22 protein-coding genes are annotated in these 24448 nt (G+C 62.7%); 9 read left to right on the forward strand and 13 right to left on the reverse strand.

Going from position 1 to position 24448, the window contains the following annotated elements; translation table 11 throughout:
* Positions 1 to 62: 62 nt before the first annotated feature.
* Both uvrB and NKI01_RS15530 read right to left on the reverse strand, forming a co-directional pair.
* Positions 63 to 3233, reverse strand: coding sequence for an excinuclease ABC subunit UvrB (gene uvrB, locus NKI01_RS15525; protein WP_352963761.1), 3171 nt, complete (start codon positions 3231 to 3233; stop codon positions 63 to 65).
* A 113-nt stretch (positions 3234 to 3346) separates the two neighbouring features.
* Positions 3347 to 4600, reverse strand: a complete 1254-nt coding sequence (locus NKI01_RS15530; protein ID WP_352483099.1) for a hypothetical protein — start codon at positions 4598 to 4600, stop codon at positions 3347 to 3349.
* A gap of 141 nt (positions 4601 to 4741) precedes the next feature.
* Between NKI01_RS15530 and NKI01_RS15535 the strand changes: the two genes are divergently transcribed.
* Together NKI01_RS15535 and NKI01_RS15540 are read left to right on the forward strand one after the other, a co-directional pair.
* Positions 4742 to 5779: a CapA family protein gene (locus NKI01_RS15535; protein WP_352963764.1), complete on the forward strand. Its 1038-nt coding sequence runs from the start codon at positions 4742 to 4744 to the stop codon at positions 5777 to 5779.
* A gap of 73 nt (positions 5780 to 5852) precedes the next feature.
* Entirely contained in the window at positions 5853 to 6824 is a 972-nt protein-coding gene (locus NKI01_RS15540; protein ID WP_352640800.1) for a hypothetical protein, read from the forward strand.
* Positions 6825 to 6839: 15 nt separating this feature from the next.
* Here NKI01_RS15540 and NKI01_RS15545 read toward each other — a convergent pair whose 3' ends face one another.
* Positions 6840 to 7337, reverse strand: a complete 498-nt coding sequence (locus tag NKI01_RS15545) for a YegJ family protein (protein ID WP_023719161.1) — start codon at positions 7335 to 7337, stop codon at positions 6840 to 6842.
* A gap of 118 nt (positions 7338 to 7455) precedes the next feature.
* On the opposite strand from NKI01_RS15545, the gene NKI01_RS15550 reads away from it, so the two are divergent.
* Positions 7456 to 9078, forward strand: coding sequence for an FAD-binding oxidoreductase (locus tag NKI01_RS15550; RefSeq protein ID WP_352963766.1), 1623 nt, complete (start codon positions 7456 to 7458; stop codon positions 9076 to 9078).
* 8 nt (positions 9079 to 9086) lie between these two features.
* Here the strand turns inward: NKI01_RS15550 and NKI01_RS15555 are convergent, their stop codons facing one another.
* The 3 genes from NKI01_RS15555 to NKI01_RS15565 form a co-directional block, all read right to left on the reverse strand.
* The gene (locus NKI01_RS15555) at positions 9087 to 9602 is read right to left on the reverse strand and encodes a hypothetical protein (protein ID WP_352963768.1); all 516 of its coding nucleotides are present in this window, start codon (positions 9600 to 9602) and stop codon (positions 9087 to 9089) included.
* A gap of 160 nt (positions 9603 to 9762) precedes the next feature.
* Entirely contained in the window at positions 9763 to 10893 is a 1131-nt protein-coding gene (locus NKI01_RS15560) for a hypothetical protein (RefSeq protein ID WP_352640806.1), read from the reverse strand.
* Between the two features lie 6 nt (positions 10894 to 10899).
* Entirely contained in the window at positions 10900 to 11334 is a 435-nt protein-coding gene (locus NKI01_RS15565) for a hypothetical protein (protein WP_352963771.1), read from the reverse strand.
* A gap of 737 nt (positions 11335 to 12071) precedes the next feature.
* Between NKI01_RS15565 and NKI01_RS15570 the strand changes: the two genes are divergently transcribed.
* Entirely contained in the window at positions 12072 to 13010 is a 939-nt protein-coding gene (locus NKI01_RS15570; RefSeq protein ID WP_352963774.1) for a diacylglycerol/lipid kinase family protein, read from the forward strand.
* Positions 13011 to 13102: 92 nt separating this feature from the next.
* Here the strand turns inward: NKI01_RS15570 and NKI01_RS15575 are convergent, their stop codons facing one another.
* The 4 genes from NKI01_RS15575 to NKI01_RS15590 all read right to left on the reverse strand — a co-directional run bounded on the left by NKI01_RS15575 (position 13103) and on the right by NKI01_RS15590 (position 17593).
* The gene (locus tag NKI01_RS15575; protein WP_352705278.1) at positions 13103 to 14026 is read right to left on the reverse strand and encodes an NAD(P)-dependent oxidoreductase; all 924 of its coding nucleotides are present in this window, start codon (positions 14024 to 14026) and stop codon (positions 13103 to 13105) included.
* Positions 14023 to 15234 carry a mandelate racemase/muconate lactonizing enzyme family protein gene (locus NKI01_RS15580; protein ID WP_352963777.1) on the reverse strand — a complete coding sequence of 404 codons (1212 nt, stop codon included), beginning with the start codon at positions 15232 to 15234 and terminating at the stop codon, positions 14023 to 14025. Before NKI01_RS15580 ends, NKI01_RS15575 begins: the two co-directional genes overlap by 4 nt.
* On the reverse strand, positions 15231 to 16847 hold the full coding sequence (locus tag NKI01_RS15585; RefSeq protein ID WP_352963780.1) for a GMC family oxidoreductase: 1617 nt from the start codon (positions 16845 to 16847) through the stop codon (positions 15231 to 15233). Before NKI01_RS15585 ends, NKI01_RS15580 begins: the two co-directional genes overlap by 4 nt.
* Before the next feature lie 143 nt (positions 16848 to 16990).
* The gene (locus NKI01_RS15590) at positions 16991 to 17593 is read right to left on the reverse strand and encodes an SMI1/KNR4 family protein (protein ID WP_352963783.1); all 603 of its coding nucleotides are present in this window, start codon (positions 17591 to 17593) and stop codon (positions 16991 to 16993) included.
* A gap of 322 nt (positions 17594 to 17915) precedes the next feature.
* Here NKI01_RS15590 and NKI01_RS15595 point away from each other — a divergent pair, with 322 nt between their 5' ends.
* Positions 17916 to 18596 carry a hypothetical protein gene (locus NKI01_RS15595; RefSeq protein ID WP_352963787.1) on the forward strand — a complete coding sequence of 227 codons (681 nt, stop codon included), beginning with the start codon at positions 17916 to 17918 and terminating at the stop codon, positions 18594 to 18596.
* A gap of 36 nt (positions 18597 to 18632) precedes the next feature.
* Here the strand turns inward: NKI01_RS15595 and NKI01_RS15600 are convergent, their stop codons facing one another.
* Both NKI01_RS15600 and NKI01_RS15605 read right to left on the reverse strand, forming a co-directional pair.
* Positions 18633 to 19217, reverse strand: a complete 585-nt coding sequence (locus NKI01_RS15600) for a GNAT family N-acetyltransferase (RefSeq protein WP_352963790.1) — start codon at positions 19215 to 19217, stop codon at positions 18633 to 18635.
* 115 nt (positions 19218 to 19332) lie between these two features.
* Positions 19333 to 20124 (reverse strand): alpha/beta fold hydrolase, encoded by a 792-nt coding sequence (locus tag NKI01_RS15605; RefSeq protein WP_352963793.1) that lies wholly within the window; start codon positions 20122 to 20124, stop codon positions 19333 to 19335.
* Between the two features lie 106 nt (positions 20125 to 20230).
* Here NKI01_RS15605 and NKI01_RS15610 point away from each other — a divergent pair, with 106 nt between their 5' ends.
* Positions 20231 to 21157: a LysR family transcriptional regulator gene (locus NKI01_RS15610; RefSeq protein WP_352963796.1), complete on the forward strand. Its 927-nt coding sequence runs from the start codon at positions 20231 to 20233 to the stop codon at positions 21155 to 21157.
* A gap of 328 nt (positions 21158 to 21485) precedes the next feature.
* Here the strand turns inward: NKI01_RS15610 and NKI01_RS15615 are convergent, their stop codons facing one another.
* Positions 21486 to 21788 carry a hypothetical protein gene (locus NKI01_RS15615; protein WP_352846658.1) on the reverse strand — a complete coding sequence of 101 codons (303 nt, stop codon included), beginning with the start codon at positions 21786 to 21788 and terminating at the stop codon, positions 21486 to 21488.
* Here NKI01_RS15615 and NKI01_RS15620 point away from each other — a divergent pair.
* From NKI01_RS15620 to NKI01_RS15630, 3 genes are all read left to right on the forward strand, one after another.
* Complete coding sequence (locus NKI01_RS15620; protein WP_352963799.1) at positions 21777 to 23063, forward strand: LuxR C-terminal-related transcriptional regulator; 1287 nt, start codon at positions 21777 to 21779, stop codon at positions 23061 to 23063. The genes NKI01_RS15615 and NKI01_RS15620 overlap by 12 nt on opposite strands.
* A 130-nt stretch (positions 23064 to 23193) precedes the next feature.
* Positions 23194 to 23835, forward strand: a complete 642-nt coding sequence (locus tag NKI01_RS15625; protein WP_352963802.1) for a hypothetical protein — start codon at positions 23194 to 23196, stop codon at positions 23833 to 23835.
* A gap of 39 nt (positions 23836 to 23874) precedes the next feature.
* The gene (locus NKI01_RS15630; RefSeq protein ID WP_352963805.1) at positions 23875 to 24327 is read left to right on the forward strand and encodes a nuclear transport factor 2 family protein; all 453 of its coding nucleotides are present in this window, start codon (positions 23875 to 23877) and stop codon (positions 24325 to 24327) included.
* Positions 24328 to 24448: the final 121 nt, after the last annotated feature.

Here is a 24448-nt window from a genome sequence, read left to right on the forward strand (position 1 = left end):
CGCCCAAGCGGTGGCGTGAAGTTACATGTGTCGCTTGAGGAGCGCCATGGGTAGAACCGCTGCTATTTCCCTGGTCTGCCAGTCTTGCCAGGACGACGCTTTTCGCGGTGGGCGTCGCCTGGATCTTCGTAGGAGCCGATGCCGGCGCGCTGACGAACGACTGGCTTGACGGAATCGTCGCGATCCTTCGCGCCCCCCTCTGCCCTGCCGGGCATCTCCCCCACAAGGGGGGAGATCGGCTGTGGCTTGGCCGGCACTTTTCCTTCGACCGGTTTTTCCGTCCGCCGCACCGTCATTTCGTCCAGCGAATTCTTCTTGAACAGCGGCTTGTTTGGCTCGCCCGGGATGCCGAAGTCGGAGCCGTGTGCTTCCGATGCCGACTGCTTCTTGAACAGCGAGCGCGACACCGCGCCGGCCAGCGTCGGCATGTCGGTGCCCGGTCCCATGGCGTCGAGCGAGGGTTTGGCGAATAGCGGCTTCTTCACCGGCACGGCACCGTCGGCGCCCATCTCGTCCAGCGCCGGCTTGCGGAAGAGGTTGGGCCGGGCAGCCTTGGCCGCTTCTTCAGCGGCATGTGCTTCGTCGAGCCTGCGGAAACGCTCCCGCTCCTCTGATGTACGATGTTTGGCCACGCCCTTGTTGTGCTTGCCCTTTTCGCGGCCCGAAACCGGGCTTTCCATGTCGGCATATTTGGCCAGCGGGTCGTCGGAGATGGACAGCTCCATCTCGCGCAGCCGCTTGATCTCGTCGCGGATGCGGGCCGCCTTCTCGAAATCGAGGTTGGCGGCGGCGTCGCGCATCTGCTTGTCCATCGCGTCGAGATGGGCTTTCAGATTGTTGCCGATCATCGCGCCGGCGCTGTCGGTGAACTGCGAGATGTCGGCGCGGACATGGTCCTTCTCGTAAACCGAGTCCAGGATGTCCGAAATGCGCGACTTGACCGATTCCGGGGTGATGCCGTTGGCCGCGTTCCACTCCATCTGCTTTTCGCGACGGCGGTTGGTCTCGGCCATCGCCCGCTCCATTGAGCCGGTGATCTGGTCGGCATAGAGGATGACCTTGCCGTCGACGTTTCTGGCGGCGCGGCCGATGGTCTGGATCAGCGATGTCTCGGAGCGCAGAAAACCTTCCTTGTCGGCATCGAGAATGGCGACGAAGCCGCATTCGGGAATGTCGAGGCCTTCGCGCAACAGGTTGATACCGACCAGCACGTCGAAGGCGCCGAGGCGCAGGTCGCGCAGGATCTCGATACGCTCCAGCGTGTCGATGTCGGAGTGCATGTAGCGCACGCGAATGCCTTGCTCATGCAGATATTCGGTCAAATCCTCGGCCATGCGTTTGGTCAGCACGGTGACCAGCGTGCGGTAGCCGGCCTTGGTGGTCTCGCGGATTTCGCCGACAACGTCGTCGACCTGGCTCTTGGCCGGGCGCACTTCGACCGGCGGGTCGATCAGGCCGGTCGGGCGGATGACCTGTTCGGCGAAGACGCCGCCGGACTGCTCCATCTCCCAGCCGCCGGGCGTTGCCGAAACCGCGACGGACAGCGGGCGCATGGCGTCCCACTCCTCGAAGCGCAGCGGCCGGTTGTCCATGCAGGACGGCAGGCGGAACCCGTACTCGGCCAGCGTCGCCTTGCGGCGAAAGTCGCCGCGATACATGCCGCCGATCTGCGGTACGGTGACGTGGCTTTCGTCGACAAAGACCAACGCATTGTCGGGGATGTATTCGAACAAGGTCGGCGGCGGATCGCCCGGCTGGCGGCCGGTCAGATAGCGCGAGTAATTCTCGATGCCGGCGCAGGAGCCGGTCGCCTCAAGCATCTCCAGGTCGAAGCGGGTGCGCTGCTCCAGCCGCTGCGCCTCCAGCAACCGACCGGCCCGTTCGAGTTCGACCAGCCTATGCTTGAGTTCTTCCTTGATCGACTTGATGGCCTGGTTCAAGGTCGGGCGCGGCGTCACATAGTGCGAATTGGCGTAGATCTTGACGCTCTTCAGCTCGCCGGTTTTCTGGCCGGTCAGCGGATCGAATTCGGTGATCGCTTCGATCTCGTCGCCGAACAGCGAGATGCGCCAGGCGCGGTCTTCCAAGTGGGCCGGGAAGATCTCGATCGTGTCGCCGCGCACCCGGAACGAGCCGCGGACGAAGTTTATGTCCTGGCGCTTGTATTGCTGGGCGACGAGGTCGGCGAGCAACGCGCGCTGGTCTAGGCGGTCGCCGATCTGCATCTGGAAGGTCATCGCCGTATAGGTCTCGACCGAGCCGATACCGTAGATGCAGGAGACCGAGGCGACGATGATGACGTCGTCACGCTCGAGCAGCGAGCGCGTCGCCGAGTGGCGCATGCGATCGATCTGCTCGTTGATCGAGGATTCCTTCTCGATGTAGGTGTCGGTCCGGGGCACATAGGCCTCAGGCTGGTAATAGTCGTAGTAGCTGACAAAATACTCGACGGCGTTTTCCGGGAAGAATTTCTTGAACTCGGAATAGAGCTGCGCGGCAAGCGTCTTGTTGGGGGCCAGGATCAGAGCAGGGCGCTGCGTCTCCTCGATCACCTTGGCCATGGTGAAAGTCTTGCCGGAGCCGGTGACGCCGAGCAAAACCTGGGTGCGGTCGTTGCTGTTGACGCCCTCGACCAGATCCTTGATCGCCGTCGGCTGGTCGCCGGCCGGCTCGAAATCCGAGACCATCTTGATGGCGATGCCGCCTTCGGATTTCTCCGGTCGGGCAGGGCGGTGCGGCGTCCACAGCACGCCGTCCTTGTGCAGCGGATTGCCGGATTCGATCAGCGCCGACAGCGCCGCGACGGTGGCGGTGACGCCGCCCGAAGCCATGGTCTCGGCCTCTTCCAGTGAGACATCGAGGCCGGCGACAGGATTGAGACCGGCCGCGGTGCGCTCCCGCGCCGAAGCCGCGCCGCCCATCGACGTGCCGCGTGCCGTACGGCCGGGGGAAGACGAGCGCTCGGGGATCTTTTTCGCCGGCTTCGCTAATTTGCCGCCGACTTTGCCGGAAACGCGCCCTTCCTTCTCGGCTTCCTGCTCGATCTGCTCGGCCCAGTCGGCGATCGAGCCGGTTAGCGGCGCGCCGGTGAACTCGGCCTGCGGCGCTTCGGCAAAGCCGTGCAGTGGCTCCGAGGCATCGAGGAAATCGGTCAGCGGGCTGCGCCGCTTGGGCGGCGAAGCGCGATCGTCATTCGCCGGCGGCGGCGTTTTCTTGTCAGAGAGTCTGGCCATGGCCCGAATATGGGAGGTATCGGCCAAAATGGAAAGAGCGGAGTGGTGAGGGGTGCTGCGCGCAATTTGGCTGCTGACAGCAGGGTGTCAGGAGCATCCTCCAAGCTTCCCGCTCAATTAAACCACAACGCGAACGTCAGAAACCCGGCGCCGCCGAATTGGCGCTGGATCTGGTCGAACTCCTCGCTGGTGAGAATCTTCCCGCGCTCGAGATAGGGCGCGATGGCCGGGCCGGTGATCGACAGCACCAGGTCGAAGGGCTTCGGCTCGTCGAAGAAGCGCTTCATGTTGATGCCCTTGTCGGCGATGCGGAAATGCGGCAGCAAGGTGCGGCCTTCCAGAAGATCCTCGGCCATGGCCAAGGCGGCGAGCCAGGCCTGCACCTGCTGCTCGCCGACGTCGAGGCCGGTGAGCGGGCTGGCGCCTTTTTGCTGCGGCCCGGGCAGCCATTCACGGTCATTGTCGGTTTCGGCGCGGATGGCTTTCCAGTCCTCGCGCGACAGCCGGATCATTTCCATGAGATGGCGGCGCGCCGATTGCCGGCGCTCCGGCTCGACCACTTGCCAGTTGACGAGATGGACCAGCGAGATGAAATCGGCGATGCGCCATTCGGACGACAACATGCCGCCGCTCATGCCGCCGTCCGGCGGAACGAGCGTGTCCTGCAGCGGCAGGTTGGCGCGCGGGAACAGCACATGGAACGAACCGTCGAAGGTGTTGCTGAAGTCATGCGCCAGCCAGAAATCGGCCTGCGCCATCAGGAATTCGGAATAGCCCTGTAGCCAGTAGCCGTCGGCGCGGTCGAAGCGGAAGGTGAGGGCGGGTGCGGCCGCGTCTGGCGCACCGCCGCCGCGTGACAGAGACGCCATGACCGCGGCGGCACTTTCGTCCGGCGCGATCTGGCCGTCCTCGTTGAGGTCGATGCCGAGACGGGTCAGGTCGATGACCATGCCGATGTCGGCGTCGGCGGGTACCGAGCCCAGCGTGGCTGCGGATTTCTCCAACCGGTCGCGGAAGGCGACGAGAATGGCGCGGAATTGTTCGTAGGTCAGCGGCTCGGGATCGGCATTGTCCGGCACCGGCAGCCGCATCAGCGGCAGCATGAACGATTGCGGGCTTTCGAAACCGTGGCGGTACAGACCGCCGGCCAGGATCTCCAGCGCGGTGAAGAATTCACCGGCGCCGGTGGCGTAGGCCGATGCAGGATCGCCGGGCGCGGCGGCTTCCAGCGCGGCTAGCGCGCTGTCGCGCTCGGCCACGGTTTTTGCCTCGAACAGGGCCGCCGGTTCGGGAGCTGCGGTGCTGGCCGCGGACAGCGGCAGGAGAAGAACGATGGCGCATGCCACCAGCCTGGAAAAACGCGTCATCGTGATCGCCCCTTCGTCGCTCCGCAGTGGATCATACACGCATTTGGTTCGCGCGCCTGTAGCCCTGTGGTTCACCGATAACAGTCGAAGCTTCAATCAATCCGGCGGACGGTCTACACAGAGCAAACGATTGGGCGTCGCGTGTCGAATTATCCGCTTTCCTACAAACTGTCCTGGCTTCCCCGTTTCCTCCGGCCTTCGCTCGGCGGCGCGGCTCGCGGCTTCGCTCCGATGGCGGCAACCCTGCTCGAACCGGCGCCGGTGCGGACGGTACGGCTGGCTTTCGTCGGCGACATCTCGGCGGTGGCCAATCGCAGCGCGCCGGAATGCGATCCGGCGATCGCGGCGCTGCTCGCCTCGGCCGATCTGGTAGTCGGCAATTGCGAAAGCCCGGTGGTGGAACGGCCGAGCGCTGTTTGGGGCACAAGGCTTGGCACGCACCATGCGATGAGCGAGCGGTTTCTTGCTGAGGCGCTGGCCGCCGCCGGCATTTCGCCGGAAAGACTGGTGCTGTCGCTGGCCAACAACCATGTGCTCGACCAGGGCATTGCCGGCTTCGACGAGACCGTTGCCGCGCTGGCGCGGCTCGGCATCCGCACGATCGGTGCTGGGGCTCCAGTCGAGCGGTTTGCAGTCGGGGAACTGACCATCGGCCTTGCCGCCTTTACCTTGTGGCGCAATGCCGACGCGGTCCAGTTCGCGGGCCGTGTCTCGATGGCAAGCGATCCGGGACAATGGCCACGCGATACAGTTGAGAGTGTCGACCTCCTCTGCGCGGTACCGCATTGGGATTGGGAATTCCGGCATTTTCCACGTGCGAAGACGCGGGCACTGGCGCGGCTTCTGGCCGAACATGGCGTCGGCCTGGTCGCCGGACATCATGCCCATGTCGTGCAGCCGATCGAGCGGCTCGGCAAGACGCTCGTCGCCTATGGGCTCGGCGATTTCTTCGGCACCGCCTTCGCGCGCCAGCCATGGCCGAGCCGTATCGGCGCCATTCTCGTCGTCGACATCAGCGCCGATCCCGGCACGTGCGGGGCCATCGCCGCCTACCGGCTGCATGCCTTCATGCGGCTGCGCACCGGCGATCATGAGCGGCTGGTGCCGGTTGAAGCGCTGGCGGGAAAATCGAGGCAAAGGGTTCTGGCCCGCCTTGATGCGATCTTCGCCGCGCGCTGACGGCTGCGCTGACGCGGTCCACAAAACCGGCTATCATGCGCTACGCGGGCAGGCTTGTGGCGGCGGGTGGGCGATGGAAACAGCGGATTTCATGCCGAGCGAAGCGGTGATCGCCGGCATCAGGAAGAACATCGAGGCCTACGAGGCCGAAAGAGCTTCGGCCCATCGCCAGACGCGCTGGCGGGTGCCGATGTTCATCGGACTGCTGCTGGTGTTCGTGGCGCTTGTGGCCTGGCTTTTCAACGGGGTTGCCGACCCGAACGAGCAGTGGTTCTCGACCCCGCATGTGTTCCTCTATATCGGCGGCTTCCTGGCGGCGATCCTGCTCTATTTCCAGGCGATCAAGCCGGCGGGCAAATTGCAGCAGTCGTTCCGCAGCACGCTGCTGCCGATCGTCTTCGGCTTCATCGAGGACATGCGGTACCGGCACAATATCAAGCCGAATTCGTTCGACCGGCTGCCGCGCGAGACGGTTGGCCCGTTCAACCGGCAGTCTTTCGACGATGTTTTTTCCGGCCGCTATGAAGGGTTTCCGTTCGAGCTTTACGAAGCAGATCTCCGGGAAGGGACGGGCAAGAGCACGACGGCAGTGTTCAAGGGCGTCATCGTCGCCTTCGAGACGATCGTGCCGTTCCCCGGCACATTGGTCGCCGCGCGCCGGACCAACAAGGTCGTCGGCTTCTTCCGCGGCATCTTCGGCAGCAAGATGCAGGAATTGTCCAGCGGCGTGCCGGAGCTCGATGCCGCCTACGAGTTCCGCACCGACAATATCGAGGCGGCGCGGCCGCTGGTGACCGGCCGGCTGGCGCAGGCGCTGCAATGGCTCGGCGAAACCCGGCCGAACGATCCGGCACGCGTTGCGCTCAGCGGCAGTGACGGTTTCCTGCTGCTGCCGCAGGAAAGGAATTTCTTCGAGCTGCCGGATATCTCCACGCGTCTCGACTACACCAAACACGTCGCGCCGATGATCGCCGACATGGGCGCGATCCTGGCGACCGCGGCACTGGTACGAAAGATCGGCGTGAAGGATGTAGAAGCCGGTTGAACTGGAATTCAGCCGTCAACAATCGAAGCCATAGTTCTGGCGATAATAGTCGGCGTCATCCTTCGACATCTTTTTGAAGAGAACGCAGACAGTGAAACTTCCCACCCGGCGGCCGTTCTTCATATAGCCCCAGTCGGAAATATCGTCCCGGCTGAATTCGATCTCCTGGCCTGCCACGACGTTGTGAACGGTCTGCGGCTCGTTGTCCAAGGTTCCCGCAAATCCGGCCGCCGTACGGTGGAAGGGAATGACCCAGAAATGTTCAGTGGCGTCCCCATCCCTGACCATGACTTTCAATTGGAAGTCGGCCGTTCCGGATGGCGGCGCGTCGGCCAATGCCAGGAAGTCGTCGAGACCGGCACGCGCCTGCTCGATAGCGGCCGCCATCTCCGGATCGTCGCCAGCTACGCTGACGACCTTGTCGTCGCCTTGACCAGGAGTCTGCGCGCCGGCTGATGATGCCGGAGCAAACGCGAGCAACATGGCAAGTGCGGTACGGGCTGCAAGCTTCATGGTGAGACTGCTTTCGACATTTCCGCCAGACAAACCGGATCATCATTCGCCGAACGTCTGATTGGCAACTGGTTTTTGTCTCCATCCGGCGCTATTCCTGGGACAGTGGGGTGGGGCTATGATCGAGGAACGCAAGGGGTTTCGCCTGTCGCGGCGGTTGCTGCTGGGTGCGGCGGTGGTCGGCGGCGCGATGGTCTGGGGCGGCACGACCGTGGCGCGGCTGGCCCGCGGCCCGTCGGCGCAGAAGAATTCCGGGCGCATTGCCGACATTGACGGCATCGACCTGGCGCTGAAGCCGCTGGAGAACGCGCCAGCCTACGATCCGTCGCTGCCATGGCTGACCAAGGGCGGCGACATCAACGATGCCAGCGGCCTTTCGATGACGCCGGTCTACGGCGTTATCGAAGTCAGCGAGGAAAACCACATTGCGAGCGCGTTGGCCTTTGCCCGCACCAATGGCCTGAAGGTCTCGGTCGCGGCGGTGCGCCACTCGATGGGCGGCCACGCCTTCGACGATAACGCACTGGTCCTCGACATGCGCAAATTCAACAAGATCAGCGTCGATGCGGCGGCGAAGGCGATGACCTTGCAGCCGGGCGCGCGCTGGCACGACATCCAGAACCTTTTGCACCCGCGCTTCGCGGTGAAGGCGATGCAGTCGACCGACATCTTTTCGGTCGGCGGCTCGCTGTCGGTCAACGCGCATGGCATGGACCATCAGGCCGGCTCGGTCGCCGGCTCGATCCGTTCGATGCGGGTGATGCTGGCCGACGGTTCGGTGACGACCTGCTCACCGGCCGAAAACACCGAGCTGTTCCGCCACGTCGTCGGCGGCTACGGCCTGTTCGGCGTGGTGCTGGAGGCGACACTCGACATCGTCGACAACGCCGTCTACCGCACCTCGCGCGAGATCATCAAATCGGACGATTTCCCGACGTTCTTCGCCGAGGCGCTGGAGCCAAACAGGGCGATTGGTCTGTTTTATGGGCATCTGTCGACTGCGCCGGGCAATTTCCTCGAGGATATGATCGTCTATCGCTATGACAAGGTCGCCGACCAGCCGCCGGCCGACCAGCCGGCAATCGGTGAACCGGGCTCGGTTGGGCTCAAGCGGGTGATCATCAACCTGGCGAAATGGGGCAGCCTGTTCCAGGAGCTGAAATGGTTCACCGAAAAGACGCTGGAGCCGCAATTCGAGAGCTGCACGGTGGCGCGGACGACGGCAATGGCCGAGGGCGAGGCCTGCCTGGTCACGCGCAACAACCCGATGCACGATTCAGTGCCCTATCTGTTCAACGACCTGCTCGACGAGACCGACATACTGCACGAATATTTCATCCCGCGGGCGGCCTATAACCCGTTCATCGCGGAAGCGCGCGAGATCCTGCGCAACCAGAGCCTGCCGGTGCTCAACGCGTCGGTACGCATCGTCCACAAGGAGGATGTGGCGCTGAATTATGCGCCGGAGCCGGCCTATTCGCTGGTGCTCTACATCAATCAGCCGACCGACGCCGACGGCAATGCCAGGATGCGGGCACTGACAAGGGCGCTAATCGACGTGACGATCAAGCATGGCGGGCGTTTTTTCCTGCCCTACCAACTCCACTACACGGGCAAGGAGCTGCTTGCCTCCTATCCGGAACTGCCGTCCTTCCTGGCGAAGAAGCGGCAATACGATCCGGGGGAGCTGTTTTCCTCGACTTTTTACCGCGCCATCAAGGCACTGATCGGCACGGCCTGAAGTGCCGGTTACAGACCGTCAGGCAGCTTCGCCGCCAGCCAGTTCGCCGAGCGCCTGGCGATGCCGATCGTTGCCGATGCGGCGCGGCCGAGATCGGTCTTGACCACGGCGTACCCGGTCTTCGTGCGGTAGAGCAGGGCGCTGCCGCCATCGACCGCCGCTTCGTAGGCGACCGGCCGGACGGCTTCTGTTTCCGTCGCCGTCGCCTGCGTTCCGACCGCTGCACTGGGCCGATGGCTCAGTTCTGCTGGCAGCGGCTCTGTCGCGGCCGTGCTGGCCGTCGTCAATTCGGGCTCCGAAGTGGTCGCCGCGAGCTGCGATGACGAAGACGAGTTCTGTGTCCGGCAGATGCCCGAGACCAGCGGATAATCGAAATTGCGCTCGCGCAGCATCTGGCTTTTCATTGCCGCTTCGCATTCAGCGATGGTCGACCACTTGGCGGGCGTCTCGCCGATATATTCGCAAAGCCTGGCGTCGCAGTCGCAGCCGACGATGGTCATGGCGACAAGGGCGGTCTTGATCACGGTCTTGTCCCTCCGAATTGCCCGGCGCATGTGCGCAAGATCAAAGTGCTACGGCATCATCAATCGTTGCGGAACAAGGCGGGATTTGGCCGCGATTGTGGAATGAGCGTGGCGGAGCGTCACGCAGCGTCTTGCCGAGGCCGGCTGTGACTGAAAGGCCTCAGTAATCGTAGACGTGTTCGAGCCTGGCGCCTGCCGTCATCAGCGCCGGCAGCACGATGTGCAGCTTGCGCACGGCGACGGTCAGGCCGGTGCGGCGCGTCGAAGGTTCCGCCGGAAGCGGGTAGCTGAACAAGGTGCGTGCGCCTTGGGGAACATTGATCTCGTCATTGGAAAGCACGGTGACCATGATCTCGTCATTGCCGCCGATCTCGACGAAGGAGACGCCCTTGCCGATCAGGCGCGGGATCATGTCGGTGAACACCTGATAGCGCCTGGTGACGAAGACCGTGCCGTCGGCGCCGAGATCGCGCTCCAGCAAGGTGTCGGGCTCGTTGCGGGTCACCTCGCTGACCGGACCCTTGGCCCAGACGTGGATGTCGAGCAAGGCCGGGTCGGTGGTGGCGGCGAGCGCCGACTTGATCAGATCGGCGTAACCCTGCTTGATGGTGTAGGCGAGGCCGAAGGCGAGCTTGCGTTCGCTGGTGCGGACGGCGCTGTCGTCCGCTGCCGGCTGGACGGCAAACAGGCCGGCACGCTTTTCGGCATAGGGAAACTGGTACCACGGCACCTGGTCGAGAAAACCAGCATAGTCGGCCGCTACCTTGGCCTGGTAGATGTCGACGGCGGTGCGCTTGCCGGCCGTCGCTTCGGTAATGCGGCCGACCGTATTTTCATAGGCCCACTGGATTGCGTGCTCGATCGTGTGGCTGGTGCCGATGATCACCAGCATCTGGTGGTTGTTGAGGTTGAACTTGTAGGCGGAGCTGGCGCGGACGACCATCGCATAGTCCTGCCAGAAGCGGCCGATATAGGAGAGATAGGGAAAACCACTCGGCTGGTTCTTGTCGATGAAGCCGGCATATTCGCGGGCGGCGTAGACGATGGCCCATTCCGGATAGGTCAGAAAGGTCGATTCCTCCGGCCGCTGGTAGCCGGGGATCTCGGCACGGACCTTGTCGGCCAGCGCCTTTGGCGGGGCACCCTCGGCGATCCCCGGCAATGGTGTTGTGTCCAGCGACGGCGTCGTGAGAAAGCCGTAGGCCAGCCCGGCGATCGGGATCAACACGACAATGACGACGAGCCAGAGGATCGCCTTGATGATGCGCTTCAGCCAGCGGAACAGGAACATGGCCGGTCAGGCCGTGGCGAAATGGTCGTACACACGTTTCGACAGCCAGAACCCGACATAGACGGCGAAGCCGCCGATGAAGATGTGCGGCAGGTTGACGAAGAAGCGGGCCGGGAATTCGATGTCGTTCAGGGAGCGGAAGCCGTTGATGAAGATGCCGCCATCGAGGCAGCCGGAACCGGTGACCAGGCCGAGCACGCCGTCGAACAGATAGACCGAGCCGAACAGCTTGAAATAGAACACCGCCTGGCGGTGCGAGATGAAGGCGGCGGCCAGCGCCCAGACGCCGGAGAAGGCGTGCAGCAAATCGTCGTACCATTGCAGCGAGAACAGGCCGAACAGATTGCCGCCGGCGTCGTTGAAAGCCGGCACATAGCCGATGGCAACAACGCCGAAGAACAGGAAAGCATAGGCAACAGCAAGCTTCTGGATGAGCGTCATGAAATGTCCCCCTGCCGTCAGCCCCTTTAAACGGCCCCCGACGACAAATGGATAGTAGCTGATTTTGGCGCAGCGTGAAGCGTCGCCGGCAAAATCGTCAGGCGGGGCCACAAAGACAGTCGGCGCCGGGATTTCTCCCAGCGCCTCCCTGTCAGATCAGGACACGGTCGCGGCAGCAACTCCCGAAAGATGTCGCGCCATGCCGGCCTTGATTTTGACGGTCCTGCCAGTCGCCACCCGAGGGCAGCGTCCGTTCCGGACCACGCCGGTCTCCACTCTTGCGAGCTTTGCCCAGCGCGCCATCGAAGGTTTTTGCCGTCCTTCATGGCAGCATCGGTCCGCCGTCGGCGTTCGCACGCTTTCCGCGGCCCCGTAGGTCTCGGCGTCCATCCCTCCAACAAGCAAGCCTGTTCTCGTTCAGGGCCGTACGGGCCTCAGGAAATCCGCCGTTCCGCTTTGCCTTTCGGCGTGGCGATCGGTAGCCGCCTGAGATGGGTTTTAACGTACGTCGGATAAGCGTTTGGCGGAACTGCCGCATGCCTGTGGATAGCGGGATTATCGGGGACTGACCCTGCCAAAATAGCGACTTTCCGATCTCTGCCGCCGCCGGTCGGGATTTGCCGCCTCGATGCCGAAGCCGCATTGTCGGGTAATCGACCCTTGCCCCGCAGGCCGGCGCGGGCTTCAATGCCGGCAAATGATTGGAAGGCGTGTTCGATGGCCTTGGGGAGGCAGGCTTGAAGGTCGCGGTGGTTCTCAATCCGATCGCCGGCGGCGGCAGGCTCAAGCGGCATTGGCCCGAGGTTGCGGCTTCGCTGAAAAGACATTTCGGTGATTTCGAGCTGCGTGAAACGCAGGCCGAGGGGGATGCCGAACGGCTGGCGCTCGACCTTGCCGCCATCGGCTTCGAGCTGGTGATCGCGGCCGGCGGCGACGGCACCGCCAGCGAAGTCGCCGACGGGCTGCTGAAGGCTTTCCGGGAAAGCGGCCGGACGGCCGAACTCGGGCTGCTGCCTTGCGGCACCGGCATCGACTTTGCCCGCGGGCTCGGCCTGTCGAACAATGTCGATCTGACGCTGAAGCGGATTGCCGAGGCCAAGCCGCGCAAGGTCGATGCCGGCTGCATCAGCTATGTCGACGACCATGGCGCACTGGCCAGCCGCCATTTCATCAACATCGCCAGCCTCGGGCTTTCCGGCGCTACCGACCGTGCCGTCAATGCCGACAAGCGCAAGGGCAAGGTTTCGGCCAAGGCGCTGTTCTACTGGCGCACGGTTTGGGAATTCCTCCGTTACCGCTTCCAGGACGTTGCGATCACCATCGACGACGGTGCCCCGGTCGAGGTGCGCATGGCGCTGGTGGCGGTGGCCAACGGCAAATTCTTCGGCGGCGGCATGATGATCGCGCCCGACGCCGAGCTTAACGACGGCGAGTTCGACATCGTCATCCTGCGCGCCGCCGGCAAGCTGAAGCTGATCTGGGACATCCGCCTGCTCTATGGCGGGCGGCACCGCAACCATCCTGCGATCACCATCCTGCGCGGCAAGAAAGTGGTTGTCGAGCCGCTCGGCGATGTGCAAAAGAACGCCGCGCTGATCGACATAGACGGCGAATCGCCGGGTCGCATACCAGCGACTTTCGAGATCCTGCCCGGCGCATTGACGCTGAGATATTGAATCAAGCTGTTAAGACTTTGATTCAGTTGACTGCGGCTCTGGTTCCGGCGATCTCTCCAATCGACTGAAATCGATTGATAATCCGGCCAATATCAACTTGCGAGTTTAGCCGGGAAACCGGGTGCGCGCAGGTCGGTGCCGACGGCATCCTCGAGCAGTTTCACGATCATCGTCGACCAGGCGCTGCCGCCATAGGCCTGCTTGCCTTGCCTGAAGATTGCGTCGACGCGCGAGGCAATCTCGAGCGGCACGCCGAATTTTTCACCCATGCCGAGGGCGAAGCCGAGATCCTTCAACGCCAGATCCATGGTGAAGCCGATGTCGTAGGAGCCGTTCAGCACCAGCTGGCTTTCGGTCTCATGGACGAAGCTGTTGCCGGAGGAGGCGACGATGGCGTGATAGGACTGGGCAAGGTCGAGCCCGCCCTTTTTGGCCAGCATCAGCGCTTCGCCGGCGGCGACCAGATGGATGAAGGCCAGCATGTTGGTGATGACCTTGATCACCGCCGCCGAGCCGACCGGACCCATCAGGAACGAGCGCGCGCACATCGCCTCGACGGCAGGGCGGTGGCGCGCATAAAGCGCTGCGTCGCCGCCGACCAGCGCGGTGATCTGTCCGACGGCTGCCAGATGCACGCCGCCGGTGACCGGGCATTCGAGCGTCTCGACGCCTCTTGCCGAGGCGAGGGATGCAAGGCGCACGATCTCGTCTTGGCTAGTGGTCGACATCTCGATCCAACTGCCGCCTGCGGGCAGGCCTTCGAGCAATCCGCCGGGGCCGGCCAGCACCGCCTCGCTGACTTTTGGCGAGGGCAGGCAGGTGATCGCATTGCCGGCGCGGCCAGCGGCATCAGCCGGGCTGTTGGCGGCATCGGCACCAAGCATCACCAGCCGCTCGACGGCCGCCTGGTCGCGGTCGAATACGGTGACGGCAAAGCCGTTGTGGATCAGGTTGGCGGCGAGCTGGCCGCCGAGATGGCCAAGACCGACGAAGGCATAGCTCTGACGCGCGCTCACGGCATCAACGGCGTCTGCAGCATCTGCAAATGCAGGTCCTTGCCGGTCCAGGGATGCGCCTCGCAGACGGCTTCGTCGAGCTCGACGCCGAGGCCCGGCTCCTTCGACGGGATGACGTTGCCGTCCCGCCATTCGATCTTCTTCTTGAGCAGCTTCGCGTGAAAACCGTCCCACTGTTTCAGCGATTCCAGAATGAGGAAATTGGGCAGCGTCACCGCAAGCTGGATGTTGGCGGCGCCGACGATCGGTCCGCAGTAGCAGTGCGGCGCGACCTGGATGTGGTAGGCTTCGGCCATGGCGGCGATCTTCTTGGTTTCGAGAATGCCGCCGGAGCGGCCGAGGTCGGGCTGAAGAATGGTCGCCGCACGGTTCTCGATGACGCGGGCAAATTCGAACTTGGTGGTCAGTCTTTCCCCTGTCGCGATGGGGATCGAAGTGCCGCGCGCCACCTGAGCCATGACCTCGGGCATGTCGGGCGGCACCGGCTCCTCGAACCACAGCGGATCGTAGGGTTCGATGGCGCGGGCGAGGCGCAGTGCACCCGAAGCTGTGAACTGGCCGTGCGTGCCGAACAGGATATCGGCGCGAGTGCCGACCGCCTCGCGGATAGCCTTGACCATTCGGGCGGAGAGGTCGATGTCGACGAGGCGCGGCTGGTGGCCGTCAAAGGCGGTGTAGGGGCCGGCCGGGTCGAGCTTGACCGCGTTAAAACCCTGCTCGACATATTCGAGCGCGCAGGCGGCGGCCATATCGGGATCGTTGTAGACGTTCTTGCCGCGCGCATCCTCCGAATGGACGCTGCCGCTGTGCGGGTAGAGGTAGGTATAGGAACGCAGCGTTTCGTGCACCTGCCCGCCGAGCAGCTTGTAGACCGGCTTGCCGGCCTCCTTGCCGATAATGTCCCAGCAGGCGATTTCCAGCGCCGAGAAACAGCCCATGCCCGACACGTCGGGCCTCTGGGTGAAGCCGGACGAATAGGCGCGGCGGAAGAAGTTCTCGACATCGTGCGGGTCGCGGCCGACGAGGTAACGCTCGGCCATGTCCTCGACCATCCTCGCCGTGACATGGGCCGAGAAGGTGGCGTTGTAGGCCTCGCCATAGCCGACGACGCCGCCATCGGTGGTGAGCTTGACGAAGATGAAATACTTGCCGCCGATGCCGGGTGGCGGATTGCCGACCACCCAGGTCTTGACGTCGGTGATTTTCATTTTTGATCCTCCAGAACCAGTTCGGCGCCTTTCCATCCGGTCATGATAGCGGCGGCGTTGGTGTTGCCGGTGATATTGTCGGGAAAGATCGAGGCATCGATGACGCGCAGGGCTTCGAGGCCATGCACCTTCAGGCGCGGATCGACGACGGCGCGCGCCGGGTCCGGCCCCATGCGGCAGGTCGAGACCGGATGATAGACCGTGCCCGAGCGCTTCCTGAAATCCTGAATGAGATCCGCGTCGGAGGTGATCGAGGGACCGGGCAAAACCTCTTCCTCGATGATCTCGGCCATCGCCGGCATCGAGGCGATCTTCCTGACGAATTTCACCGCCGCCAGCATTTCAGCGACGTCCGCCTCGGTCGAAAAGGCATTGGCGACGATTTTGGGATAATCGCGCGGATTGGCGGAGCGGATCATGATTTCGCCGCGGCTCGACGGACGGCAATTGGACAGCCCGATGGAAAAGCCCGGCCATGGATCGGGCGTCAGGATCGGGCGTTCGCCGCTCTTCGGAATGACGGTCGAGAACGCCTGGAAATAGAGCTGCATATTGGGCCGTGCCGTGGCCGGATCGGTGCGGAAGAAGCCGCCGGCATTGTTCATCGACAGCGACAGCGGGCCCGACCGCAAAAACACGTACTGCATGCCGACCAGCAGTTTGCCCCACCATGGGCGCAGGATCTGGTTGAGCGTCGGCAGCCTGCCCTTGAAAGTGTAGTTGATGCCGACATGGTCCTGCAGGTTTGCCCCGACATTCTCGTTGGCGTGAACGACAGGAATGCCCAGACCAGCAAGAAGCGCCGATGGACCGACACCGGAGAGCTGGAGAAGTTGGGGCGAATTGACCGAGCCGCCCGACAGGATGACCTCGCGGCCGGCGCGGGCGGTCTTTGTCTCGCCATTCTGAAGATACTCGACACCGACGGCGCGCTTGCCCTCGAACAGGATCTTTGTCGCCAGCGCGTTGATCTCGACGCGGACGTTTTTGCGCTTCATTGCCGGGCGCAGGAAGGCGCGCGCCGCCGACATGCGGCGGCCATTCCTGGTGGTGATCTGGTAGACGCCGACGCCTTCCTGCGAGGCGCCGTTGAAATCCGGGTTGAGCGGCAGGCCGGCTTGATTGGCGGCGGCGAGATAACGCTTGGTGAGCGGATGGACGGAGGTCGAGCAGTCGGTGACATGCAGCGGCCCGCCGACGCCGCGCCACTGGTCGGCGCCGGCCTGGTTGTCTTCCAGCGCCTTGAACGCAGGCAGCAGGTCGTCGAAGCCCCAGCCGGGATTGCCGGCATTCCGCCAGGCATCGAAATCCTCGCGCGCGCCCCTGATCCAGACCATGGCGTTGATCGAACTCGACCCGCCGAGCAGCTTGCCGCGCGGCCAGTGGTCGACATTGCCGGCGAGACCGGGGTCCGGCTCGGCCTTGTAGTTCCAGTTGACCGCCGGGTCGAAGAAGGTCTTGCCGTAGCCGAGCGGCATCTGCACGTAGAAGCGGCGGTCGCTGCCGCCGGCCTCAAGCACCAGCACCGAGAAGCGGCCGGAAGCCGACAGTCTCTCGGCCAGGACCGAGCCGGCCGAACCGGAGCCGACGATGATGAAATCATAGGTCTGCATGGTGGCTGCGGTCGGCTCCGGAATTCGGCCTCTAACCTAGACTCGCGCGCGGCGCGGCGTCGCCGGGTCTTCCGGCATCTGATGTGAAAAAAGCGACCGGGGATATTCAGTTTAAATGTCAGCCTGTCGCCTGCTGCCCGAGTTCAGTCGTGTTCGCGCCCATCCGGGTCGAACAGGGCCGCCGCCTCATTGGCTTCTTCCAGCAGGAAGGTGAACACGCTTGAGTAGGACTTGGTCGAATTGGACAGAGGATCATCACTCTCCCAGCGAAAGACCCCCCCGTCCGGATTCATGCCAATTAAATCGTCATTGTCCCCTAGCGCACCAATAAAGAGAACATCGTCTGGTGCATTGCCTGGTCGTCTCTTTATATTTGGTTCCAGTATGGAGAAGGGTTGTTGACCCGCCTCCACCAAATTCGTGCGTGACCAGCTGCGTCGCAGCCCATAGACGCTTATATAATTCGCAAACAGGCCTATCCCGTTGTGGAGCATGAGAAAGCAACGGAAATTATCTGGGAGTCGACGCGAAATTTCAGACTCCATCTGCCCAATTCCGATGGCGCCAAGTGGTGCGTACAGCTGATGCAAATACGCTTGAGGCGCTCGATGCGGGGTATGGCCAATCCACTCCGTTCCATCCGGATAGGTCTTCGTCCCGAGGCGTTTCCATTTATCGACTAGGGTTCGGAGTTCTCTGTATGCACGAGCGTCTTCATTGCTTGACCATTCTTCCGGCGAACGCATTGTCCCTAATAGCTCCATTTACTCACTTTTGACGGGTTCTAGGGTCTACCTTGTCAACCTGATCTATCACATCGAAAACAACGGGCGAACATCACAGAGTTGGTAATCACGCCCGACGGTGACTTTCGCGCCTACAACCTAAGGTCGCCAGCCAGTTCGTTCGGCCGGAGACGTGGGACTTGCCAAGCTGCGATCCGCTGCGGAAGTCTAGTCTTGCTGTTGCAATGTCGGTGAGCCTCGCTACGGCTTTGATTAATCTGTTTGCGTTCAGTAATGTTCGCCGGTGACGCTCAACATTTACGATTGCCGTTGAAGAGGTTAGATGTTCTCCCGCTTGATCGAAAGATTTCGTCGGCAGCCAGACCTCGGTCGTGAGCCTCAGCGTGGTAAAGCGTTGGGCGACATTGCCGCTGGAGCGTTGGAAGGCGGCTTGGCATCCGATTTTCAACGAGTAGGGGATTTGTTCTGGATTGGCCGTCCAACAGATCACATACGCTATCTGCTGAAATTTCAGATGTTGAAAGGCATGACCTTCTCCGCCTGTTGGGGCGTCTCGATCGACTTTGTGCCACTTTTCAGAGGCGGAAGCTTCCGGTGGAAAAGGACGGCGATGTCAGCGAATTTTGACCTTTGCATTGACCCGATTGATTCATCGGGCCGGATTCCCAACTGGTGCTCATTCTATAGTAGCGATAGCTCCTATCAGGTTGAACGCGCAGCTTTGGCGGCGCTCAATGCTGCCCAGCAGGACTGGTCCAGAATCACTGCACTAAAGGACATTGCTGCTAGTTTCGAACGACGATCCAAGATGAAATTTCGACGTTTTTCGTTGGAAAACTATGTGCAAACAGACCTCGCCTGGGGCTTGGCCCTTATTGCCGTTGGAGACGCGGGTCGGGGCCAGCATCACATCGATGCATTTTGTGAGCAATTTGCCGTTGCGCCGGAGACGACCATCCTCACAAAAGCGAGAAGCGAAGCGGGCGCAATAGCGGCTGGATGACAACTTTCCACCCATAGCCGAAACTTCAAGCTGCGATCACAGGCGATGATCGGCAATCTGCTTGAAATCATAGCGCATGATCGGGCGGGCCGGCGTTCTGCGAGCGACGACCCTGAACCCGGCGCGCGCGAAGGTGGAGGCATATCCGCTGCCGGAAGCGCTCGGCGATACGTCGGCGTCGAAAGGATAGGCTTCGAGCACAGGAGCATTTGCGCGCCTTGCGACTTCCAGTGCTTCCGCAATCAGCTGGAATGTTACGCCCCGCCTGCGGTATCGTTTTCGCACGTAGAGGCAGGACAAGGACCAGACCGGCGCATCATCCACACGCTTGATCTGCCACAGCCGATCGAGCCAGGGCAGGGCATCTCGCGGTGTCACCTGGCACCATCCGACAGCGGTATCGCCGTCGAAAGCAAGCAAACCTGGAGGCGGACCATGCTGGACGGCTTGCCGGAACGCTGCCTTGTTTTCCTCGCCGGGCCGCTTTCGATAAGATCGACCGATCCGTCGGTACATACACCAACAGCGACTGCAGACGGCGCTGTCACCGAACAGGCCCTCGAGTGCCGGCCACAGATCGGGCGTCAGTGGGCGAAAGCCAAGTTCCATGTCAGCCGTCATTCCCTATCGATATTGCCCAGTCTAGCCTGCACTGCGCGCTAGCGCATCATAGGTTGCGGTCCATGCGGGTGATGTTCGAAACGGCATTCGCTCAGCATCCCCGCCGTGCTCCAACTCAGCGCAGAAAACCGAGCACGGCCTGCATGAATTCGGCGGGGTACTCGACATTCGACAAGTGGACCGCGGGCAGGACAACCAGTTTTGCGCCGGGCAGCGTCGCCGCGATCAGCTCGCTGTGGCTGGCGGCTGTCACAGTGTCGTGCCGGCCGGCGATCACCAGCGTTGGCCTGGAAATCAGCGCTATGGTTCGGCGAAGGTCCGCATCGCGAACCGCCGCGAACAAACCAGCCAAGCCTTGCCGGTCGATAGCCAGCAGCATGGCGCGAAATTCTTCGATGACGGGCCCGTTGGCCGCCAGCATTTTTTCAGGGAACCAGTTGCCCAGGAACATCTCGGCGGTTTCGGACATATCCGGCGCCTGCAGCACGGCGGCAATCCGCTCGTCAAACTGCTTTGCCGGTCCGAGGTAGGATGAGGTGTTGCTCAGGATCAATCGTTCGATCCGCTCGGGCGCGTGGATGCCGAGCCACTGCCCGACGAAGCCGCCCAACGACAGACCAAGGAAGTGTACGCGTTCAATGGCCAGGGCATCGAGCAGCTCGATCACGTCGCGGCCAAGCCGGTCGAGCGAATAAGCGCCGGCCGGAACGCTCGACCCTCCGTGGCCGCGAAAATCATAGCGCAGAACACGGAAATGCTTCGACAGCTCGTTGACCTGCATGTCCCACATCCGCAGTGTGGTGGCGATGGAATTCGACAGCATCAGCACGGGTTTCCCGGCGTCGCCGTGGATGCGGTAGGCGATGCGGGTACCATCGCCGACGGTCACGAAATCCAGCTTATTCATGGTGAATACACCTTCCTTCTTGGAGCGTTGAATGTGGCAAAGCCTAGTTGCGGCGCGCTTTTGATGATATTACAAAGATAGGGCTATCTCTGTAATAGAAGCTGACATGGCCGAATTCACCTTGCACGACCTGCAATGCTTCGACGCCGTGGTCCGCTCCGGCGGCTTTCAGCCTGCGGCGGCCATGCTGCATCGCTCGCACCCGGCTATATTCGCCGCCGTGGCAAAGCTGGAACGGCAACTCGACCTCGTTCTTTTGGATCGCAGCGGCTATCGCGTGCGCCCCACCGAGGCAGGGCTGTCGTTCCATCGCAGGGCACAATCGCTGCTGCGCGAGCTCGAGGGCTTGCGGCTTCATGCTGCTCAGCTGTCAATGGGCGAAGAAAGCGAGATCCATGTGGTGATCGGTGACCTGTGCCCGCGTCCGCAGGCACTGGGCATGCTCGCACGGTTCTTCGCCCAGTGTCCGGGCACACGCCTGCATCTGCACTTCGAGGCGGTGGGCGGCCCGTGGGAGCGCCTCTTCGATGACGAAGCCGATTTGATCCTGCACTGGATCGACAAGAGCGACCCGCGGGTGGAATGGATCGATCTGTGCAAGGTGCAATTTGTTCCGGTAGTGGCGTCGGGCTTTCTGCCGGAGCGCATCAAGCACCCAATCACGCCGGATCAGATGCACGCGTTCACCCAATGTGTCATGCGCGACACGGCCCGCCATTCGCCGCAACAAGACTACTTCATGATCGAGGGTGCGCCGCAATGCATGGTGGCCGATCAGGGCATGAAGAAGGAAATCATCCTGCAGGGCCTCGGATGGGGCCACATGCCCCGCTTCCTGATCGAGGAAGAGCTGCGCGACGGACGCCTGCAATCCATTGCCGGTCGTCATCTGCCAGGCCGTACCGAGGAGTTGGTGGTTGCGCGCCGCCGCGACCGGCCGCACGGGCCGATCTCGAACCGTCTGTGGGATCATATCGAGCAAGAGGCGCCGACGTTGGGGGCGGTTCCGGTAGAGGGCGAAATGACACCCTAAGCGGCCATGACACGTTTCACACGACAGGGATTTTAGCCGGTTTCGCCACACAACAGTCGCTGGACAAACACCTTGCAGACGGCAGAGCGCGACCCCTTCCCGATCCTCGGCGGCGGACGCGATGAACGGCTCGATTGCGCCCGAAACGAACTTCTGCCACATCGGTAACCTGCCGCCACCTCCTCAGCAAGATATGTGCTATTCTGAGGATATGCCCGCGCCCTCCGACCGATCACCCGACAAGTCGCCGGAAGACGGTGCGGTTGCATCGGATCCGTATGCGGAGCTAGCCAATCGCGGAGATTGGTCCAGGCTTCACCGCGAACTGTCAGACAGAGACCGCCGCAGTGAACTTGGCGGCGCCGAGCTCCAGCGCCTCGGGGAAGCCGCCTACATGCTTGGGCGCGAGGAGGAATTCGTTCGGGACTACGAGAGGGCCTTCGAAGAGCATCTCCGGAACGGACGCGAACGATCCGCAGCGCGTTGCGGCTTCTGGATCGGGCTCACCCTGATGTTTCGCGGCGAATTCGCCCAAGGCAGCGGATGGCTGACCCGCGCCAACCGGTTGGTCGCGGATCATGCGCCGGAATGTGCAGAACAAGGTTACCTTCAGCTCCCAATGGTCGAACAATGCCTCGCCGCCGACAGTCCGGACGAAGCATTCACCCACGCAACACGTGCCGCGGAGATCGGACAGCGCTGCGAAGATCCGGACCTCTTGGCTATCGCGCGCCACCTTCAGGGTCGGATATTGATCGTGCGCGGCGACTATGTGCGCGGCTTCGAACTGCTGGACGAAGCGATGGTTTCGGTCACCTCGGGCCGGCTCTCACCGATCGTTACCGGGCTGGTCTACTGCAGCGTGATCGAGATCTGTCAGAAATTTCATGCCACGAGCCGGGCGAGGGAATGGACATCGGCGCTGATCGGATGGTGCGCGGGACAGCCCGACATCGTTGCCTTCACCGGCCGATGCCTGATCCACCGGGCCGAAATCCTGATCCTCGACGGCCACTGGGACGAGGCCGGCCGCGAGGCCAGTGTCGCCAGCATCCGCCTTCAGCAGGGGCCCTCGAAGCACCACGCCGGTCCGGCATTCTACCAGAAGGGCGAGGTCTTTCGCCTCCGCGGCCAATGGGACGAGGCCGATGCCGCCTATCGCGCAGCGAGCAGGCTCGGGTTCGATCCGCAGCCGGGACTGGCGCTTATGCGATTGCAGCAGGGGCACGAGCAGCCGGCCCTTTCGGCGATCCGCCGCGCACTGCAGTCGGTCGATGACATGCCGGGCAAACTCCGCCTCTTGCCGGCTGCGGTGGAAATCACTCTCGCTGTCGGTTCGGCCGATGACGCCTGGGAACTGTGCGAAACACTGCGCGACTGCGCGCGCCAATATTCCGCGGATGCAGTCCGCGCCGCAGCCGCCGAGGCTACCGCGCGGGTGCTGATCCATGCTGGTCGAGCCGCGGAGGCATTGGCCCATATCCGGCGCGCAGTGGAGATCCTCTGGGACCTTCGGGCGCCCTATCATCTTGCCCGGATGCGGGTGCTGACAGCGCGGGCCTGTCTCGCAACCGGCGATACTGAAGCGGCGCAGACCGAACTGGACGAAGCGATAAGACTTTTCCGCGAGCTCGGCGCGCGCCCCGACGAAGCCGTTGCCGGCAAGCTGCGGGCTATCATGACGGCGACAGGCAGCGAAGCTCTCACCCCCAGACAGACGCAGGTTCTGCGCCTGATCGCGTCAGGCCTGACCAACCCGGAAATTGCCGGCGAGCTCAGTCTGAGCCAGCGGACGGTAGACCGTCACGTTAGCGATATCCTGACGCGACTGAACGTGCGCACGCGCGCGGCAGCCACGGCCTTTGCGGTCGAGCACGGCCTGATCGGCATGGGCGTATCTGGGTAATCCTACCCAAGCCAAAATTTCTCGCTGCGTGGGTATTTACGCCGAAGCGGGCAACCGTGGCGCGGGTCTAAACTTCATGGCGTGGCAAAGGCCACAGGAGGTTTTCCCGATGCAAACGAATAATAACAGCATGAGCGGGCCCGGCGGTGTCTGGCTCGCCACCGGAACGCTGCTGCTGGCGGCTGCGCTCGTCTTTCACGGGCCACCGGACGCGGATTTGTCTGTTCAGATGCAGAATATCGCCGAGGGCCATGGGCGATGGGCTACGGTCCATTGGACGGCGGCAGCGGCGCTGTTCCTGATCGCCGGCGCTTCGTTCCTGAACCTGGCGCTCGACCCCCGGGTCCGGCATTCGCCGATGCTGAGTTCCGCCTGGATGGTGATGGCTCTCGGCGCCCTGACCACGTTCTCCACCGCAGTCGCCGAGGCATCGGTGGTCGCGGTCGCGGCCGACCGGGGTGACACCAACGCCTTCATGACCTGGTGGGCGTTTTCCGGCGGCATGGGTAACGGATTCTGGGCGCTGGCCTTGGCGACAGCGCTTGTCGCGTATTACGACGCCCGCGATAACGTCGGGATACTGCCCCGATGGGCCGCAATCGTCGGCTCGGCGTTCGGTATCCTTTCGGCAACCGGGTGGACACTCGGTGAGCAGCTCGGGATCGGCATCGGGGGTCCGATCTGGCTGATTTCCTCGCTTCTCATGTGCCTGTGGCTCACGTGGTACGGGCTGTCCTCAAGTAGCGTCCGGTCGGGGCAAGCCGCGGCGTAAAGCGCCTGATCCAGCATCATCTTGAGACAGGAGGAAAAAATGTCCCTTCAAACGAAGGAAATCGAGGCGACGATCCACGACATCCACGAATTCTTCACCGACTGGGTGGCGGGCCGATGCCCTGGCGACGACGCGACGTTCAAGAAGAACGCGCTCGACCGGATCAGCGACGATCTGGTCGCCATCATGCCAGGCGGCAGGGCGTTCGGGAAAAAAGACTTCGCAGGTTACATGAAGAGCATCTACGGATCGAATCCGGCCTTCCGTATCAAAATACGCGACATCCGGATCAGCCATCAAAGCGCCGACCTGGCGGTCGTGAACTACCACGAATGGCAACGCGACGCGAAGGACTCCGATGAACCGAACAATGGCCGGGTCACGACGATGGTGGTCCGCGATCGCGGCTACAGCCGCGGGCACGAGATCTTGCAGGTTCATGAAACCTGGCTCCCAGCCGATGTCGTTCAGTCCGCGGATTTCGCGTTCTGAAAAGCGTCGGTCCGAAACGGGCAGGGAAAGGAATTGCGCTGGCGGGACCATCGGCTCTGCCGCCGTCATGGAGCCAGAACTTTGCTTCTTTTCAGCCCGAATTGATCCACATTCAACGTCC

Source organism: Mesorhizobium sp. M0815 (assembly GCF_040319995.1).
Classification (GTDB): Bacteria; Pseudomonadota; Alphaproteobacteria; order Rhizobiales; family Rhizobiaceae; genus Mesorhizobium.

Excerpts from the sequence above, each read along its gene's own strand:
- uvrB (WP_352963761.1), bottom strand. The coding sequence starts at position 3,233 with ATGGCCAGACTCTCTGACAAGAAAACGCCGCCGCCGGCGAATGACGAT.
- NKI01_RS15530 (WP_352483099.1), bottom strand. The coding sequence starts at position 4,600 with ATGACGCGTTTTTCCAGGCTGGTGGCATGCGCCATCGTTCTTCTCCTG.
- NKI01_RS15540 (WP_352640800.1), top strand. The coding sequence starts at position 5,853 with ATGGAAACAGCGGATTTCATGCCGAGCGAAGCGGTGATCGCCGGCATC.
- NKI01_RS15545 (WP_023719161.1), bottom strand. The coding sequence starts at position 7,337 with ATGAAGCTTGCAGCCCGTACCGCACTTGCCATGTTGCTCGCGTTTGCT.
- NKI01_RS15550 (WP_352963766.1), top strand. The coding sequence starts at position 7,456 with ATGATCGAGGAACGCAAGGGGTTTCGCCTGTCGCGGCGGTTGCTGCTG.
- NKI01_RS15560 (WP_352640806.1), bottom strand. The coding sequence starts at position 10,893 with ATGTTCCTGTTCCGCTGGCTGAAGCGCATCATCAAGGCGATCCTCTGG.
- NKI01_RS15565 (WP_352963771.1), bottom strand. The coding sequence starts at position 11,334 with ATGACGCTCATCCAGAAGCTTGCTGTTGCCTATGCTTTCCTGTTCTTC.
- NKI01_RS15580 (WP_352963777.1), bottom strand. The coding sequence starts at position 15,234 with ATGAAAATCACCGACGTCAAGACCTGGGTGGTCGGCAATCCGCCACCC.
- NKI01_RS15585 (WP_352963780.1), bottom strand. The coding sequence starts at position 16,847 with ATGCAGACCTATGATTTCATCATCGTCGGCTCCGGTTCGGCCGGCTCG.
- NKI01_RS15590 (WP_352963783.1), bottom strand. The coding sequence starts at position 17,593 with ATGCGTTCGCCGGAAGAATGGTCAAGCAATGAAGACGCTCGTGCATAC.
- NKI01_RS15595 (WP_352963787.1), top strand. The coding sequence starts at position 17,916 with ATGTTCTCCCGCTTGATCGAAAGATTTCGTCGGCAGCCAGACCTCGGT.
- NKI01_RS15600 (WP_352963790.1), bottom strand. The coding sequence starts at position 19,217 with ATGACGGCTGACATGGAACTTGGCTTTCGCCCACTGACGCCCGATCTG.
- NKI01_RS15605 (WP_352963793.1), bottom strand. The coding sequence starts at position 20,124 with ATGAATAAGCTGGATTTCGTGACCGTCGGCGATGGTACCCGCATCGCC.
- NKI01_RS15610 (WP_352963796.1), top strand. The coding sequence starts at position 20,231 with ATGGCCGAATTCACCTTGCACGACCTGCAATGCTTCGACGCCGTGGTC.
- NKI01_RS15620 (WP_352963799.1), top strand. The coding sequence starts at position 21,777 with ATGGTCGAACAATGCCTCGCCGCCGACAGTCCGGACGAAGCATTCACC.
- NKI01_RS15625 (WP_352963802.1), top strand. The coding sequence starts at position 23,194 with ATGAGCGGGCCCGGCGGTGTCTGGCTCGCCACCGGAACGCTGCTGCTG.
- NKI01_RS15630 (WP_352963805.1), top strand. The coding sequence starts at position 23,875 with ATGTCCCTTCAAACGAAGGAAATCGAGGCGACGATCCACGACATCCAC.